Origin of the sequence: Campylobacter concisus ATCC 51562 (assembly GCF_000466745.1) — a bacterium.
Lineage (GTDB): Bacteria > Campylobacterota > Campylobacteria > Campylobacterales > Campylobacteraceae > Campylobacter_A > Campylobacter_A concisus_B.
The window spans coordinates 134,451-150,754 of the sequence record NZ_ANNI01000007.1; the positions used below are offsets into that span (position 1 = coordinate 134,451).

The 16,304-nt window shown below is 37.1% G+C and carries 19 protein-coding genes and 1 other RNA gene; 5 read left to right on the forward strand and 15 right to left on the reverse strand.

The genetic code is table 11. The features are described from left to right. Nucleotides 1–55 precede the first annotated feature (55 nt). The 4 genes from ATCC51562_RS06375 to ATCC51562_RS06390 form a co-directional block, all read right to left on the reverse strand. The gene (locus ATCC51562_RS06375) at nucleotides 56–355 is read right to left on the reverse strand and encodes a rod-binding protein (protein WP_021091392.1); all 300 of its coding nucleotides are present in this window, start codon (nucleotides 353–355) and stop codon (nucleotides 56–58) included. After that, nucleotides 355–1,407 carry a flagellar basal body P-ring protein FlgI gene (locus ATCC51562_RS06380; protein WP_021091361.1) on the reverse strand — a complete coding sequence of 351 codons (1,053 nt, stop codon included), beginning with the start codon at nucleotides 1,405–1,407 and terminating at the stop codon, nucleotides 355–357. Before ATCC51562_RS06380 ends, ATCC51562_RS06375 begins: the two co-directional genes overlap by 1 nt. A 64-nt stretch (nucleotides 1,408–1,471) precedes the next feature. After that, complete coding sequence (rsmD, locus tag ATCC51562_RS06385) at nucleotides 1,472–2,038, reverse strand: 16S rRNA (guanine(966)-N(2))-methyltransferase RsmD (RefSeq protein WP_021091371.1); 567 nt, start codon at nucleotides 2,036–2,038, stop codon at nucleotides 1,472–1,474. Next, nucleotides 2,035–2,379: a hypothetical protein gene (locus tag ATCC51562_RS06390; protein WP_021091412.1), complete on the reverse strand. Its 345-nt coding sequence runs from the start codon at nucleotides 2,377–2,379 to the stop codon at nucleotides 2,035–2,037. Before ATCC51562_RS06390 ends, rsmD begins: the two co-directional genes overlap by 4 nt. A gap of 120 nt (nucleotides 2,380–2,499) precedes the next feature. On the opposite strand from ATCC51562_RS06390, the gene ATCC51562_RS06395 reads away from it, so the two are divergent. From ATCC51562_RS06395 to ATCC51562_RS06410, 4 genes are read left to right on the forward strand one after another with little or no spacing between them, the layout of a single operon-like run. Then, nucleotides 2,500–2,895: a FlaG family protein gene (locus tag ATCC51562_RS06395; RefSeq protein WP_021091325.1), complete on the forward strand. Its 396-nt coding sequence runs from the start codon at nucleotides 2,500–2,502 to the stop codon at nucleotides 2,893–2,895. A gap of 2 nt (nucleotides 2,896–2,897) precedes the next feature. Further along, the gene (gene fliD / locus ATCC51562_RS06400; protein WP_021091294.1) at nucleotides 2,898–4,658 is read left to right on the forward strand and encodes a flagellar filament capping protein FliD; all 1,761 of its coding nucleotides are present in this window, start codon (nucleotides 2,898–2,900) and stop codon (nucleotides 4,656–4,658) included. A 9-nt stretch (nucleotides 4,659–4,667) separates the two neighbouring features. Then, a complete protein-coding gene (fliS, locus tag ATCC51562_RS06405) occupies nucleotides 4,668–5,039 on the forward strand; it encodes a flagellar export chaperone FliS (protein ID WP_035167483.1) in 372 nt (123 codons plus the stop codon). After that, nucleotides 5,032–5,259 carry a hypothetical protein gene (locus tag ATCC51562_RS06410; RefSeq protein ID WP_035167485.1) on the forward strand — a complete coding sequence of 76 codons (228 nt, stop codon included), beginning with the start codon at nucleotides 5,032–5,034 and terminating at the stop codon, nucleotides 5,257–5,259. The genes fliS and ATCC51562_RS06410 overlap by 8 nt, the downstream gene beginning before the upstream one ends. A 14-nt stretch (nucleotides 5,260–5,273) precedes the next feature. Here ATCC51562_RS06410 and rnpB read toward each other — a convergent pair. The 4 genes from rnpB to ATCC51562_RS06425 form a co-directional block, all read right to left on the reverse strand. Next, nucleotides 5,274–5,599, reverse strand: an RNA gene (gene rnpB, locus ATCC51562_RS09460) — RNase P RNA component class A. 140 nt (nucleotides 5,600–5,739) lie between these two features. Further along, nucleotides 5,740–6,357: a Type 1 glutamine amidotransferase-like domain-containing protein gene (locus ATCC51562_RS06415; protein WP_021091300.1), complete on the reverse strand. Its 618-nt coding sequence runs from the start codon at nucleotides 6,355–6,357 to the stop codon at nucleotides 5,740–5,742. Nucleotides 6,358–6,807: 450 nt separating this feature from the next. Next, on the reverse strand, nucleotides 6,808–7,932 hold the full coding sequence (gene truD / locus ATCC51562_RS06420; RefSeq protein ID WP_021091337.1) for a tRNA pseudouridine(13) synthase TruD: 1,125 nt from the start codon (nucleotides 7,930–7,932) through the stop codon (nucleotides 6,808–6,810). Beyond that, nucleotides 7,910–8,731: a thiamine-phosphate kinase gene (locus ATCC51562_RS06425; protein ID WP_021091304.1), complete on the reverse strand. Its 822-nt coding sequence runs from the start codon at nucleotides 8,729–8,731 to the stop codon at nucleotides 7,910–7,912. The genes truD and ATCC51562_RS06425 overlap by 23 nt, the downstream gene beginning before the upstream one ends. A gap of 61 nt (nucleotides 8,732–8,792) precedes the next feature. Here ATCC51562_RS06425 and ATCC51562_RS06430 point away from each other — a divergent pair, with 61 nt between their 5' ends. Further along, on the forward strand, nucleotides 8,793–9,806 hold the full coding sequence (locus ATCC51562_RS06430; RefSeq protein WP_021091347.1) for a hypothetical protein: 1,014 nt from the start codon (nucleotides 8,793–8,795) through the stop codon (nucleotides 9,804–9,806). 11 nt (nucleotides 9,807–9,817) lie between these two features. Here ATCC51562_RS06430 and ATCC51562_RS06435 read toward each other — a convergent pair whose 3' ends face one another. From ATCC51562_RS06435 to ATCC51562_RS06465, 7 genes are all read right to left on the reverse strand, one after another. Next, nucleotides 9,818–10,258: a hypothetical protein gene (locus tag ATCC51562_RS06435; RefSeq protein WP_021091408.1), complete on the reverse strand. Its 441-nt coding sequence runs from the start codon at nucleotides 10,256–10,258 to the stop codon at nucleotides 9,818–9,820. Then, entirely contained in the window at nucleotides 10,255–11,679 is a 1,425-nt protein-coding gene (locus tag ATCC51562_RS06440; RefSeq protein WP_021091418.1) for a Mur ligase family protein, read from the reverse strand. Before ATCC51562_RS06440 ends, ATCC51562_RS06435 begins: the two co-directional genes overlap by 4 nt. Then, on the reverse strand, nucleotides 11,676–12,461 hold the full coding sequence (locus tag ATCC51562_RS06445; RefSeq protein ID WP_021091310.1) for an alpha/beta fold hydrolase: 786 nt from the start codon (nucleotides 12,459–12,461) through the stop codon (nucleotides 11,676–11,678). Before ATCC51562_RS06445 ends, ATCC51562_RS06440 begins: the two co-directional genes overlap by 4 nt. After that, nucleotides 12,451–12,681, reverse strand: coding sequence for a type II toxin-antitoxin system Phd/YefM family antitoxin (locus ATCC51562_RS06450; RefSeq protein WP_021091404.1), 231 nt, complete (start codon nucleotides 12,679–12,681; stop codon nucleotides 12,451–12,453). The genes ATCC51562_RS06445 and ATCC51562_RS06450 overlap by 11 nt, the downstream gene beginning before the upstream one ends. 64 nt (nucleotides 12,682–12,745) lie before the next feature. Then, the gene (locus tag ATCC51562_RS06455; protein ID WP_021091382.1) at nucleotides 12,746–13,786 is read right to left on the reverse strand and encodes a D-alanine--D-alanine ligase; all 1,041 of its coding nucleotides are present in this window, start codon (nucleotides 13,784–13,786) and stop codon (nucleotides 12,746–12,748) included. A gap of 11 nt (nucleotides 13,787–13,797) precedes the next feature. Next, on the reverse strand, nucleotides 13,798–14,352 hold the full coding sequence (ruvA, locus tag ATCC51562_RS06460) for a Holliday junction branch migration protein RuvA (RefSeq protein ID WP_021091363.1): 555 nt from the start codon (nucleotides 14,350–14,352) through the stop codon (nucleotides 13,798–13,800). A gap of 17 nt (nucleotides 14,353–14,369) precedes the next feature. Beyond that, a complete protein-coding gene (locus ATCC51562_RS06465; protein WP_021091307.1) occupies nucleotides 14,370–16,283 on the reverse strand; it encodes a flagellar assembly protein A in 1,914 nt (637 codons plus the stop codon). Nucleotides 16,284–16,304 lie beyond the last annotated feature (21 nt).

Sequence of the window (16,304 nt, forward strand, 5' to 3'; positions counted from 1 at the left end):
CATACCTCTTAAAATAAAATGTTTATATCACTACATCGGCAGAATATAAATTTACTTAAGAGTCTCTCTTTAAAAAATCGTACAAAAGTTCTGAAAAACCAAGATTTCCGCTCAATGCTTTACTCATTGCATCGTTATACATTGACCTATAAATATCACTACCAGCAGCCTTTGGATATAGCGAGTTGTGCTCGTCTTCTTTTAAAGCAATATCAAGCACAGCCTTTACCATATATGCCTCAAACGCATCAGTTTGCTCTTTTAAAAGTGCATCTTGTTTGGCATTTGCGTTTTTTATCTTATTTGCCGAAATTTCATTGTATGAATTTAGCGCCAAGGTGTTATCTATTTGCATTATATTATCTCCAGATCGACTTGTATCGCACCAACTCGCTTTAAATTTTCAAGTATCGATATGATATCACTTGGTGTTGCCCCAAGCTTGTTTAGCGCTCTTGTTACATTTGCAACGGTTGTTTTTTCGCCTGAAATTTTAAGTAAATTTTGACTAGGCGCAACAGATGTGTCGCTTCCTATATTTACATCATTTTGTGCTGCTTCATCGTAGCTATTTGGCTCTATTTTTATTGTGATTGCACCATGCGTTAAGACAACTGGGCTAACTACGGCATTTATGCCACTTACTATCGTGCCAGTTCTCTCATCAACTACTATCTTCTCATCTGGCTTATACTCTACATCAAGATCAAGCACAGCGCTTGCAAGCTCGATAATGCTAACATCATCTGGCTTTTTAACGATAACCGTTCTTGGATCGATCGCCTTTGCGGCATCATCAGAGATATTTGCATTTATAGCATTTTGGATATCAAGAGCGGTTTTAAAATTTGTATCTTTTAGGCTTAGTCTTATGCTATCTTGATTGTAAATATCATAAGTCACTTCTCGCTCAACTAAAGCACCATTTAGGATAGAGCCAACGGTTGGGTGGTTGCCACCTGATCTACCCATGCTTTTTCCGCCGATACTTAAAGCACCTTGAGCCAAAGCGTAAATATCACCATCAACGCCTTTTAGTGGCGTCATGAGAAGCGTACCACCTTGCAAGCTTTTTGCATCACCGATAGATGAGATCACGACATCAAGCTTATCGCCATGCCTTGCAAACGCAGGAAGCTTGGCTGTCACCATAACAGCAGCTGCGTTTTTTGACTTGATATCATCTGGATTTATCTTTACGTTTACACCTTGAAGCATGTTCGATAAAGACTGGATCGTAAATTTTGACGTCGAGCCGTCACCTGTGCCATTTAGCCCAACGACAAGGCCGTAACCTATTAGCTGGTTATCCCTTACGCCAACTATGCTTGCAAGCTCTTTTATCTGCGTAGCAAAAGCTGAAGTAGCTATCACTGAAGCTGCTACAAAAGATAAAAATTTTTTCATATTTTTTCCTAAAATTTAGCTATTTTAGGTTTTTAAAGCAAAAGATGTTCCAAATTTTTATAAACTATTGGAAGTAAGAGAGCGAAGTAGCTCCAAATTTTTTAAATTTTACAAGTTTATATGTAGAAATTTCATCGCTAAATTTAAAGTCGCTGTTGTGCTCAAAAACTATCATATAAATTTTCTCTTTTTTTAGCTGTGAGATTAAATTTAGAAGTTTTTTGTAGATATCGTCAAAACCAGCTCTTATGTCAAATGGCGGGTCAAGGTAGAGCAAGACCTTGCCATTTTGAGAATTTATAAGATCAGGCAAGACAGAAAAGGTATCGCCATTTATCGCTTTTAAATTTGAGCATTCTAGGCTTGCAAGGTTGCTTTGCGTGATCTTAAAAGCAGCTCTATCTTTTTCGATAGCGATAGCTTCACGCGCTCCATTGCTAACGGCCTCACATGCCATTACACCGCTTCCACCAAAGCCCTCTATAAATGTAAGCGAGTAAATTTCATCTCTAATGACGTTAAAAAAGGACTCTTTTACGATACTTTTTGTGCTTCTAGTCGTGCTTAGACTTGGAAGTTCAAGCCTTTTGCCTTTAAATTTACCACTTGAAATTTTAGTGTAAAGCTTCACTGATTTGCCCTTAGAATTTCAAGAAGATCAGCTTTAAATTTATCTATCAAAAGTGAAATTTTCTCTTCTGAGCTCTTTTCATTTTTAGCTTCATTTAGCTCATTTGCTTTTGAAATTTGCATAGCTGAGTAAAATTCTTCAAGCGTATCAAGAAGTGTCGTCTTGGTAAAAGGATGAGAAAGATGAGCATTTTTACCTATTATAAATAGCGGTTTTTTTGTCGCGATCTCGCGGTCACTCACTACAAAATCACAATCCTTATGATGAGCAGCCAAATTTCCACAAAAAAGCAGCAGTGTCTTTTGAAGTAAAATACACTCGCACTCAAATGAAATTTTCATATCTCTTCCTATAAATTTTTGCTCGATTTTAGCCTAAATAATCAAAAATTTGTATAAACACTAAAGGATTTTAAAATTTTACCGATGTAGAAGCTAACGTAAGTTTTAAGGAGTAAAACTATGGAAATCTTTAAGGTAGCAGCAAATCAGGTACTAGATACGAGCATGAGCACATCCGCTCAACGACAAATAGACAGCAGACCTATTGAGCATTCTGATATAAAATTAAATGCTGATAAAAACAATGAAACAAAAGACATTAACGAGCTAGACGGACTTAGCAACGAAGAGCTTGCCAAAAGAACAAGAGAGGTCACTGACAGACTAAACTATCAAATGCAGCAGCTCGATACTAATGTAAGATTTGCTTACAACGAGAAGCTAAATTTAATGGTCGTGCAAGTAAAAGATGCTAAAACTGGCGAAGAGATAACACAACTTCCAAGCAAAGAAGCTATAAGAATAAGCGAGTATTTCAAAGAAAGTATCGGAATACTTTTTGACAAGGAGAGTTAAAAATGGCAGTAGGTAACGTAACAAATTTAGGCATCGGTACAAAAAATAGTGGTCTAAATGACGATCTTATCAAGAAATTAAAAGAAGCAGATGAAGCAGGACAGATCAAGCCTTTAACAAAAAGGCTAGAAAGAAATGACCTAAAGCAAAAAGACCTTGCAGCGCTAAAAACTCTAGTTAGCAACGTAAACGTAAGTGGCAAAACACTTGGCGGAGAGGCACTTTATCTAAAAAGAACTACAAATAACGCTGGCAAAAGCGTAACAGCCTCAGCGGCAAATGGCGTTAGCGTGCAAAATTTTAGTATCGATGTGCAAAAACTTGCTCAAAAAGATACATTTCAAAGTTCAAATTTCAAAAACGCTTCAAGCTTAGTAGGTGCGACAAATAATGGCTCTTTTGATGTTGAAATCGATGGACAAAAATTTTCTATTAGCGTAACTAGATCAACCACATATCAAGATATTGTAGACAAGATAAATGATATCAGTGGCGGTAAATTACAAGCTAGAATTTTAAATGTTGGCGGAGATAAGCCAAATCAAATCATGCTTCAATCAGGCAACACTGGTGCAACACAGACTATTAAATTTTCAAATGATACGGCTGGTGTTTTAGATAAGCTTGGCTGGGATAGTACGCAGTTTCAAGATAAAGATGCAAATGGCACTCTACTAACAAATCCTGATGGCACACCAAAGATGACATCAAATTTTGAAAAAAATAGAATTTTAAAGGCACAAGATGCGGAATTTACATATAACGGAGTAAATGTAAAAAGAAGCAAAAACACCTTCAACGACTTAAGGCCGGGAATTTCTATTACATTAAATGAAACTGGTAAAACAAACGTAAGCGTCTCTCAAGATACAAAAGAAGTAATAAAAGCGGTTGAAGAATTTATCAAAGACTACAACCTAATGACCATGAACCTTGGTATAGCTACAAAATATGACGAGGAAAAAGGAGCTGGCACTTTCCAAGGCGTTAGCGAAATTTCAAGCTTAAGATCAAACATTGGTCGTCTTGTAAATGGACAAGATAGCGAAGGCAAAGCATTAAGCAAATATGGCATAGTACCTGATAAAGACGGACAGCTTCAGCTTGATCTAAATAAGCTAAATGCAGCTCTTAGCAAAGATCCTGAAGAGATTCAGAAATTTTTCATGGGATCAAGCAAGATCGAGCCAATAAGTTATATGGGTGCATCGACTGTTAGCGCTGGAGCACTAGACATAAAAGCCGGCGATCTTACGATAAACGGCAAGTCAGTTATATTCTCAACTACTGCCACAGCCACAGCCGAAGAGAACGCACTAAAACTTCAACAAGCTATAAATGACGCTGGCATAACTGGAGTTACAGCCAGTCTTGATAAAAGTGGCAAAAGAATCGTCTTAAAAAGAAGCGATGGCGAAAATATCGAGGTAAAAGGTAAAAATTCAGCCTTAACAGCTCTAGGCATGAATGAAGCTACTATAAATCCAGTAACTAAAAAGACAGATGGGCTATTTACAAAGCTAGCTAAAATGCTTGATGGTGTCGTTGGCAAAAGTGGTACGATGGTTGCTATGCAAAATCAATTAAAAGATGAAAATGAGTCGATCACAAAAAACAAAGAGAGCACACAAAAGCTTTTAGATGAGAAATACACAACAATGCAAGAGCGTTTTATCAAGTATAACGCTATCATAGCAAGTTTAGAAAATCAGTTCTCAACACTAAAATCAATGATCGATGCAGAGATAAATAGCAGAAAATAAGAGAGAAAGATGAATCAAAGTGCATATAGTGCATACGCACAGTCTAGTTTTGGGGGCATTGAGTCCCCAACTAAATTAATAGAAATGCTTTATGACGGGATTTTAAAATTTATATTTCGTACAAAAAAGGCGATAGAAGCTGGAGATATAGAGAAAAAAGTTTATTATATTAATAGGACAAACGCTATTTTTGTTGAGCTTTTAAATTCGCTTGATTATTCTCAAGGCGACGTGGCCCACTATCTTAGCGGCCTTTATACAAGACAGATGCAGCTTCTTGCTATGGCAAATATACAAAATGATATCGCAGCCTTAAATGAAGTAACCAATGTCGTAAAGCAACTATCAGAAGCATGGAGAGAGGTAACTTCAGGTGAATAGCTGGATCAATGAGTTTAAATTAGCATTGATAAATGAAGACACGAGCAAGATAGCTACTTTGTCAGAAAATTTTAGTGAAGATATGTTTACAAGCCTAGCTTCAGCACAAGAAGCACAAGCATTAATCGGCGGTGCAATAGAGCTTTTAAAAAATAAGTCTTCGCACATCCAAAATGAGCTTATAAAACTACAAAAAGCTCAAAAATACGTAACAAACTAATCAATTTTTATAAATTTAAAGGCACGGCGTTAAGCCGAGTTCTGTCTTGAGCGATCATTTATCTACGCCTGCTTTTACAAACAAGCTCTAGCGAAGGGTTTTAATATAAGACCAAAACCATCCCTTCTTGCTGCAGGTTGGGTTTATATGGCCACGCAAGTTACCAAGCGTGCCGGTGGGCTCTTACTCCGCCGTTTCACCTTTACCGCCGAAGCGGAAGTCTACTTTCTGTTACACTATCCCTTAGGTTTCCCTAGCCATCCGTTAGATGGAACCTTGTCTTATCGCAGCTCGGACTTTCCTCTTTTGCAAAAACAAAAGCGATCGCTTACCGTGCCAGAGCGAAATTATAGCGGCTTTGGCTTAAATTTCTAGTTTTTAAAACTTTAAACTTTATGTTCTTTTATTTAAAAGGTAAATTTGCAGGCAGATAGAGTGCTTTGAGTAAATATTTAGCGTATGTTTTGTTAAAAATTTATCTCAAAGTGAAATAAATTCAGCATTATTTATAGGTCGCAAATCGTACAAGTCGCCAAATTTCTCCATTATCTCGTGCGTAGCCTCCACAAAAGGCTCGCAGCCAAAGTGTGGTACTGTGAAAAAATCCACCAAATTTAACCCTGTAAAATCACTCGTTTTCGCGCTATTTTCATCCATAAGCGTAGCATATCTAGTATCTGGTGCAGCCACGATCGCTCCCGCCGACTCGCCGATATAAATTTTACCCGCTTTGACCGCATTTTTTATAGCTTGGGCGGCGCACGATTTTCGTAGCTCATTAAGCAGATAAAATGTATTTCCACCGCTAACGTAAATGATATCGCACTGACTAATGGTAGATAAAATTTCATCTTCACAAGATGGCTCATCTTGACTAGATACTAGCGCTGCCGAATCCTTGGCGCAAGAGACGTCAAGGCGTCTTAGCCTCACGCCAAATTTTTCTAAAATCTCCACCGCTTCGTCTACATAAAAATTCACTTCTTCAAATTTTGCTGCCGTATCGATAAAAACAATATCTTTGCCTTGAAAATTTACCACTTCATCAATCTTGCTCGCAACCTCCGCAAAATAAGAGCAAAGAAAAATATTCGCCATTTCTTAAATCCCTTTAAAATATAAATTTGCAAACGCATTATATCTAAACGAGCCTAGAAACGTTCGTGTTTCGTGTCGCTCGCGTCTTGCTCCACAGATAAATTTTAGCGATTTAAGATATGGATATTGGTATAAAAATTTGATAAATTTTTCCTCAAATTTGAGCTTAAAACGACAAGGCAAAGTTTTTGCCCCGTTTTGCTCACAGCTTTTAAAAAGTGTTAGGCGAGGCGGATTTTGATTTACAAAATTTAAGAAAGTTAAGGCAAAGTCTTGCGAGATGGTTTTAAATGTTTTCTACGTCACTATGCTCTTATCTAAACAAAAGAAATAAATTTCGTCCCAAGATAAGACATGCAGCCTATCGCAGGGCGAAATTTATACTCTGCTTGCAGTTACCAGCATAGACGCAAAAATCATTTAAAAGCGCTCGCAAGACGAGTCGCCGCCCTACTCAAAGATATTTTTGTGCAAGATTTCTTCTAGCACAACAGTCGCGTAGCTTCCTTTTTGCAGCGTAAAATTTATCGTAAAGTGTGCTTTTTCTTCGTTATATTTGTAGCTCGTATCCTCCAAGTAGCACCACGCAAAGCGCCTAGATCCCGTCATTTTAGCTTTATATTCATTTGCCTGCGCAAAAATTTGATCCTCGGCTGCCCTGGCCGCACCCTGTGCCTCATATGCCTTCGCGCCCGGGATCAGCCCGCAGCTAGTGATATCTCTAGCGTCAAAGCGCGTGCCCTCCGCGTCCAAATCTTCGCACAAAAAGCACTTACCGTGCGGGTAGTGGCCCAAAACTTCGCCCTCCATCAGCTTAAAAAATCTCTTTTGCGATTTTAAATTTTTCAAATTTTCGCCTCTCAGATACGGGTAAATTTGAGCTAGCTCGGAGAGGCTAAAATCCTGCGCAAATCTCGAAATCTCCACGCGTTTGCTAAGCCAGCGATTAAAAAGATCACTTTGATATGCCGAGATCAAAAAGTCGTTTAGCTTTACGTTTTTGCTCTTTTTGCCGTTTATCGTCCCGTTTTTAAGTAGCTCCAGTCCAGTTTCAGCATTATCGCCAAATTTACCAAAACGCTGATAGCCAAAGTAGTTTGCATAGCCCATTTTATCGATACTAACAAATGCTTGCTCTAGCTTTTTGGCATTACTTGGTAGTACTTTTTTTAAGCGGATAAAAAAGCTATTTCCCTTTAGATGTCCGATGCGAAGCTTATTTTTATGCGCATTTAGGCTTAAAATTTTCATCTTTTCGTGGCTAAAGTTTGCTAGATTGCTCTCAAATTTGCGTGGCATCGAGATAAACTGCGTCGTCATGCCTTGCTTGTCCTTTAGCCCGGCATAGCCAAAGTCGCGCATCTTAGCTCCTGTAACCTCGCTTAAGACATGCAAAGCCTCCTGCGTCGTCATATCTTTTTTAGAAATTTCAACGATTAAGTGCTCACCGTCACCGCTAAACTCGTAAAGTGGTATCTCACGCACGACAAAATCATCTGAATTTTTAGAAAAATATGCCTCGATGGGTGCATGAGTGAGTGCGTAAAGTGGCTTAAAAGTGGTGGTTTCTTGCATTTTGTTTTAACCTTTTATTTGAAATTTTTGCAAAGACGTTAATCTTTGTCCGTGTTTTTGCGGCGATCCTTTTGATGGCGTTTAAATTTTTAGGACTAAAAGTAAATAAAATTTCATACTCTTCGCCACTACTAAGCTCGATTTTGCTTAGCTTTTTTGTAAAATTAGCACCCTTTTTGCTAGCCTTTAAAAGCTTAGTAAGATCGGCATTTAGCCCATCTGAGACATCCATAGAGGAGTTTATAAGATGAGCTGCTTTGTAGAAAAATTTATCTCTTAAAATAGGCTTTTTAAATCGTGAGTTTTTTGAAATTTGAGCTAGCCTTAGAAGCGAATTTAGCCCCTTTTTGCTACCTCCAAGCTCGCCAGTAAAAGCCACCAGATCTCCGTATTTTGCATTTTTCCTAAGCACAGCTTTGCCATTTAGCTCGCCAATTACACTAACGCTTATATTTAAAATTTTGCTACTTATCGTGTCGCCACCGATTATCCTTACGCCAAACTCCTCGCAAGCTCTATTTATGCCGCCACTTAGCTCTTTGATTTGCTGCGGCGAAAAATTCTTTGGCAAGCTAAGTCCAAGAAGCGCAAATTTTGGCCTAGCATTCATCACGATCGTATCTGAAAAATTTACGATCATCGCCTTATAGCCGATCTCTTCAAGGCTTAGCCAGCCATGCTTAAAGTGCGAATTTTCAGCAAAAATATCCTTGCTAAAGACCTGCTTGCCAAGCACAGCCGCATCATCGCCAATATAAGCGTTACCAAAGCATTCAATCGTGAAATTTTCTTTATCCATCGGGCCATTATAATGAAACTCCTTTTAATTTTAGGATAAAATAAGCCAAAAAAGGAGCCAAATGCAAAAAATAGAAATTTTTAGATTTAATGCAAAAAAGGATATTTTGTCGTATTTTAAACCATATTTTTTAGAAATTTTAGATTACACAAACCTTGAAGAGCTATTTTTGCATGTTAAAAAGATTGATCCCTATTTTCAGCCAACAACTGACTTTGTGAAAGTAAATGATGTTGTAGCGAACACTGCTGAACCATTAGAGAATTTATATGAGAAATTTGTAGGTGAGCTTGTGATTTCGCCACTTGATGAAAAAAGAGCGGTTTTAGATCTTGAGATAAATGATGACGACTTTTGGGAGAAATTTAAGCCATTTGAGAAATTTTGCGATCAAGCAGACAAAGAATTTTATGCGAGCTTAAAGTCATATTTTTATGCTGATTTTGTGAGAGATTATGAGCCAAATTTTATAGGTGCAGCGGCCATCATACTAGCTCATCATCTTTATAAAAAAGAAAAAAATGATGAGATCATGAGGCTTATCAACAATGAAAATGGTATTTTAATAGCTTGCAAGATTGATGATTTTATCTTTGGCGGAAGCGAAATTTATACCAAAGCGATTAGGTTTTTTAAAGAAATTTTAGGGATAAAAGAGGATGAAACCTCAAAAAATGAGCTTGAAAAGATAAAGAGTTTGGATAAATTTAAAGAGTTTAAAATAGCCGTAAGCGATAAAATCCCTGTAAATTTAGATAGATTTAGAGCAAATTTTATAAATCTAAACATCAAATTCCCTTGTGGATTTGAGCTTTTAAAAGTAAACGAAAAGCTTGCATTTGCACTTGCAAGCAAGACCATCTTTAATGCGTTTGATAGCGGAGCTGATTTTTTACTAGCTAGCAATGATGCTGAGTTTTATATGTTTGATACGCTTTCAAAAAAGCTTGAAAAATTTGCAAACAGAAGTTTGCAGGATTTTTATATTTTAAGAGTTAGCGAACTGATCGAGCTTGAAAATGGCAAAATTCCAGCAAGCCTAAAGGAGCATACGCTAAAAGTAAATCTAGTCTAAAACTAGAGAATTTATTTTTGCAAAGTTGCATTTTGCTCACTTAAGGCTTCTTCTTTTTCGTCTTCTTGCCTTATCTCATCGTACCTTGCTTTGGCATTTTCATAAACACCAGCTGGTAGGCTTATGTTTAAATCATCCCTTAAGCTCATCACATCATCACAAGCATTTTGGTAGCCAAGGTCGCAGCTTTTCATATAATAACTCACGCCAAGCTCGATATTTGAGTGCTTTTTTAGATCACTATCCATTTGCTCATTTATCTCTTCATTTACAAACATATCGCCCAAAGCCTCGCATGAAAGCACATCTTTTTGCTCACAACCATCATAAAAAATTTCATACGCAGTTGCGTAATCTCCGGCATTTAGCGCCTCAATGCCTCTGTCATAATCATCGATGTCAAAGCTAAATGCTAAATTTAAAGCTAGGATTAAAAAAACTATCTTTTTCATATAAAGCTCGGTGCGTCGTTTGAAAATAGTATAAGATCGCCAGCACGCGTATTTTGAGCTAGAATTTCTTGCATTTTATTTTTATCCTTTAAGATGATGATCTTTGGCTTTACGATGTGCTTTAGTAAAACTTCAGCATTTAGTGAGCTTGTAATGATGACAAGATCGAAAATTTCATTTATCACCTTAGCTAAATTTGCATTTTGCTCTGCATCGCTCTCAACGATACCAGGTGTTAGCAGTACTTTTCTGCCAGCATAGGTGCTTACTAGCTCGTAGCTTGCGCTCATACCTGAGAAATTTCCATTAAAACTATCATCGATTATCAGCTTGCCGCCAGCCTCGATCTTGCTTAGGCGGTGCTCTACGTTTTTCATCTTAGATAGCGCTCTATCTACCGCCTCATCGCTCATTTTTAGGTATCTTGCCACCTTGATGCAAACGGCTAAATTTGTAGCGTTAAATTTGCCAAGTAGCGGCGAAGCGTAGTTTTTGCCATCAAGCATAAACGAAATTCCATCTAAATTTGCATTTATATCTTTTAAACTCTCATCATAAATTTCTAAATTTTGGCTTGGCTCTTTTTTTGTCGAGCTATGTAAAAATACCATTTGTAAACGAGCGCTTTGAAGTGCTTCTAGCTTGGTGGCTCGGATATTATCAAGCGTTTTAAAATACTCAATGTGTTGCGCGCCGATCTCGCCTACGATTACTATTTGCGGATTTAGAAATTTAGTGATCTCTAGGATGTCGCCCTTTAGCCTAGCGCCTGCTTCTGCGATGTAAATTTGCGTTTGCTCGCTTAAATTTTCATTGATATCTTTGATGATGCCAGCCATTGTATTTACGCTGCGAGGTGTTTTGTAGCAGACAAAGCTATCTTTTAAAATTTCAAATAAGAAATTTTTGATACTAGTTTTGCCGTAGCTTGCTGTGATCAAGATGATTTTTAGATCTTTGTTTGCGCCAAGTTTTTTAAGCGCCTTGTTTTTAAAGCCTTGAAATTTAATCTTTTCTAAAATTTCACTAAAAAATAGGCTCACAACCAAGACAAAAAGTGGCATCGGAGCCAAAAATGCATTGTGAATGATGAAATTTAGAGCGTAGTTTAGAATAATAGCGCAAGTAAGGATCACAAAAAAGTGCTTGATCCTGCCAGTAATTACTAACTTTTTATCAAGTTTTTTGTGCCAAAGATAAAGAGCTGGCAAAAGCGCAAAGTAAAAATAGATAAAAAACCACTTGCCAGTCGTGTAAAAAAGCACCAACGGTACAATAAAGAAAAAGACGTGCCAAGCAGGCTTTGTGAAGTGAAAAAGTACGCGCTCAGGCCTATATGAAAACCACTGAAAGCAAGTGATCACATAAAAAGCGAGCGCAAAGATAAATAAAACTGTGCTTATGCTTAAAAATATATTCATCTTATCTCCTCGATCCCGCTCTCATCGTCATCTATCACGACATTTTTAGCCTCATTTAGCTCAAATTTTAGCCCTTTTTCTATCTCGTCACTTATGAATTTAGCGTGAAGTAAAAAGAAAAAATGATCACCATTAAGTGGGAAAAATGAGCTATTTTTTATGAGCTTATGTATGCTCTCTCCGCTTGTTATAGGCGTTGCCTTGTCATTTTCGCCCCAGAATATCAAAGCCTTGCCACCAAAGCTAGCAAAATGCTTTGTAAAATCCTCATCAACTACGTTTTTTAGGGTCTCATACATCACTCTATTCATACCGCTTACATCTTTTGTGGCAAAGAATTTATAAAATTTTCCAAATCCAAAAAGCTTAAAAATTTTAAAAATAGCGATCTTTGTGCGCACGATAAATGGCTTTTTGACAACTATGCCAGCTGAGCTTAAAAGCACAAGATATGGCGGTTTTAGAAGCGTTGCGACCTTGCCACCAAAGCTATGACCTACGATGATATCTGGCTTTATGCCAAGCTCATCGCAGAAATTTTCAACAATTTTTGCATAATCGCTTGTTTTTAAAGGATCAGTAATTGAGCTTTTACCAAAGCCTGGCATATCGATATAAACGTGGCACAGTTCGCTCAAATATGAGCCAAATGCCTTTTTCATTATCTCTTTATTAGCGCCCCAGCCGTGCAAGAAAAGCACTATTTTTTTGCATTTTGGATTTACTACTTCGTAGCTGATCTCATACTCATCTGAGCCGTATTTTACCGCCCTACTCGCCATCGTTCTCTCTTTTTTTCGCAGTATAAATGCTCTCAAGCACGCTCACTGCCTCGCAAAGGCGCTCATATTCTTCCATATTCAAAAGCACTGCTTCAAATTTATTATTTTTAACAATGACCGCTCTTTTTAATTCATTAGCTCCCACACGAGAGAGCACTGAACTAAAATTTCTAACCACTTCAGTTGCTGTATAAATTTCATCTTTTGTAAAAGTTACCATTGTTGCTCTTTGTGTAAAATTTTACGTAAAATATCACAAACTACTTTATAATCTACTAAATGGCCTAAATTTTTCCGCGACCTTTTACTGAAGTGATCGAGTTTATAAAGCTATAATCGATCTTTATATTACGCTCTCTTGGAAGTGAGTTTGCAAGAGCATTTAAAGTGCTCTCAAAATCCTCAAATAGATAGTTTGCAAGGCTTCCTGGATTTGGATTTATCTCATTTAGATAGACCTCATCATCTATCACAAAGAAGTCGCATCTAATGATCGCTCCGTCAAATCCACAATCATAAATTTTTGAAAAGTTAAATTTAAGCTTTTGTTTTAGCTCCTCAGAAATTTCAGCCTCTTTTACCTTGTTTTCATTTGAAAAGCTAAGATACTTTTGCTCGTAGTCAAGAAATTCTTTCTTTTTTGGCTCTTCGATGATAGAAAATTTTATCTTTCCATCTATCTTACAGCCTGCGAGGTTATACTCTTTTACTCCCTTTATAAAAGGCTCGACAAGTACATCCTTATCAAACTCAAATGCCACGTCTTTTGCATAAGCTAGCTCACTGGCGTCATGCACTATGTTTACACCGATGCTGCTTCCAAGTCTTGCTGGCTTTAAGATAATAGGATAGTGAAATTTTGGCTGGCTCTCACGAGTTAGCATCTCATAGTCAAGCGCCTTTACGCTAGCTTTTTGCGCTAGAAATTTAGTAAGCTCTTTGTTGTAGCTAAGCGCACTTACTTCAAGCCTTGGACCTATATATTTTATGCCGTAAAAGTCAAAAAGTGCCGCTATCTTGCCATCTTCGCCGTCCATGCCGTGGATCAAATTTATAATGACATCGCACTCTACTTTTTTATCGCCAAAAAGAGAGTGTATGAAAAATCCACCTTTAGATAAAATGAGCCTTTTTGAATTTTTGTATTTGCCAGAGCTAAAGAAATTTGCTCTCATATCTTTTTGCTCGATAAGATAAAAATCTCTATTTGCGTCACAAAATATAAATTTTAGCTCTTGTTTTAGGACATTTTTTAAAACTATCGCACTAACTATGCTTATCTCATGTTCATAGCTCTTTGCTCCAAATATCACACCTAAATTCATCTTTTTAATCCTTATCCTAATTTCTTTAATGCTTCTTTTATAAGATCACTCGTATTTTCACTCTTGCACTCAGGCAAAATTTTCACTATCTTCTCACGTTTAAAGCCAAGCGCCTCAAGTGCCAAAAGCGCTTCGTTTTGGTAGCTTGGCACGCTCTCATCACTTATAAGTTTTGCATCACTTAGCTCAGCTATGATGCGTCTAGCAGTCTTTGGTCCGATACCTGGCACGCTTTTAAAAGTATCCGCATCTCCGCTTATTATGGCATTTGTAAATGCTTGTGAGCTTAGACTTGAACAAACTGCCATAGCCGTGCTAGCTCCGATACCATTTAATTTAATAAGCATTTCAAACATCTTTTGCTCATTTGCATCCAAAAAGCCATAGAGTAAATTTGCGTCCTCTCTTATGATCTGTGTTATGGCAAGCTCGACTTTTTCGCCCTTGCTAAGCTTGGCTGAGCAAAAAAGCGAGATGAAAATCCCATAGCTTACGCCGCTATTTGTTTTAAGTATCACAAATGCGGGATCTTTTCTGCTGACGATACCTTCGATCGCTTTTATCATCATTTAACCTTTTATTCTTAAAAATTTGTATCTGTGTAGTCTTCTAATTTATTTGACTTTTTGATCTTATACTCAGCCTCATCGCCATCGCCGATCTTCTCCAAAGTAATGGCATGAGCGGTCTCATTTTGCTTTGAGATATAAGTGACATTTTGTGGAGGATCAACGATAACAAATCTAATCTCATTTAGTTCAACCCAGTTGCCTCTATTTATCACCTTTGCAGAAAATATTCCATTTTGCATGATCTCAAGCTCATCTTTTAGAGTAGCTAGCAACTCTTTTTTATCCTTAAAAATTTTTAGCAAAGTGTTGTATTCATTGACTAAACCTTGATACTCTTTTAGCTTTTTCATAAAGGTAACTGGCGGTATCACTTTAGCTTTTGAGAGCTCTTCTACCTTTGCTTTTATGGTATAAATCGAGTCTTTATTTTCATTTATGACATTTTTCTTTGTTTCAATATTTTTTAGAAGTGAGGCAAGCTCTGCTTTTGTATTTTCGATCTTATTTAATTGCTCTTGCGTAGCCTCAGCACTCTCAGGCATTTTACTGGTATCGATTATAAATTTATTGTCAGTGCCTCTTAGATATCTTACGTCTATTAAGTGTGAAGCTGTGATAGTGCAGTTTGAGCCAAGCGTATTTATTTGGATATTTTGAGCGGTTATAGAGCCACCAACGACGCTATTTATCTTAACTCTTTTTGCTACGACATTTCCGCCTTCTAGCCTATCTATCTCGACATTTTCAGCTTCAACCTTACCGATATGGATAGAAATTTTTGCATTCTTTGCATAAATTTTAGCCTTTTGGTGTGTTTGACCGCCGATTATTACTTCATTTGCTTTAACCATCGCATTTGCACCGACGTTTCCTCTTACCTCGATCTCGTCAGCTTCCACGATGATGCCAGTACCGATGGCGTCTTTTATAGTATCAGTTTCCCTAACCACCAAAGTCACATTTGTATCAGTGCCTGCTTGAATAGAGCCAGTTGTTTTAAAATTTGCTTCATTTATCTCTATACGCTCTTCAATGTCAAATGAGCCATTCTTCTCAACTACATATCCTGATTTTTTAGCGATATATATTATGCTATCGTCATTTTCTACTCTCTCTATATTTTCGCTTATACTTATCTCTTTGCCAGTATCTTCTTTTGGCTTTTCTACTGCTAATAATTTGCCTCTCGCATCACGGCCATTTTGCCCTTCGTGAGACTTTTTCTCTTCCATTATCACTTCATCTTGTGCCACGCCAAAAACAAAACCTCTATCAGCGTAATCAACCTTATCTTCCTCTTTTATCGCATCAAGTTTATCTTTGTAGTAGTAAAGTATCTTTGCATCGGTAGCTTTTTTTGGATTTATACCTTGTGTTATGTTTAGTATGTAGTCTTTATCAAGTTCGCCCTTTACATGCACAACTGAGGCTATTTGTTTTAACTCATCTTTTAGTTTGCCGATCCTTATACCTATTAAAATTTGAGCTTTCATAAGCTGTTTGGCGATATATTCAAAAAGCTTATCTTCGTAATGATGTTCGTATTCACAATCTTTTGTGGCTTTTACCTTTGCGACTACTTTTGTAACTGTTGAATTTACACCGATTTCTATCTTTGGAAGCTTTGGCACAGCATTTAGCCTAACATCAAAAAATTCCACGTCATAGACCTGCTCGATCTCTAGTGTCTCGTCAAGATAAAAAGCATTATCATCAAAAAAGTCTAAATTTTCTTCAGGGACAAAAACTGGCTCTTCATTATCTTTATTTTTATAATAAGTTAAAATATCTAAAATTTTAAAATCTATAAATTCTACCGGTACGCTGTATTGTTTGCTTAGTTCTTTAAGCGATATATAAGGCGTTGAAGTTTGAATTTGCGTTGGCGGTAAAAATCTCTCGTTTTCTTGCACGTTCTCGCTCAAAATTGATCCATTTCACATAAA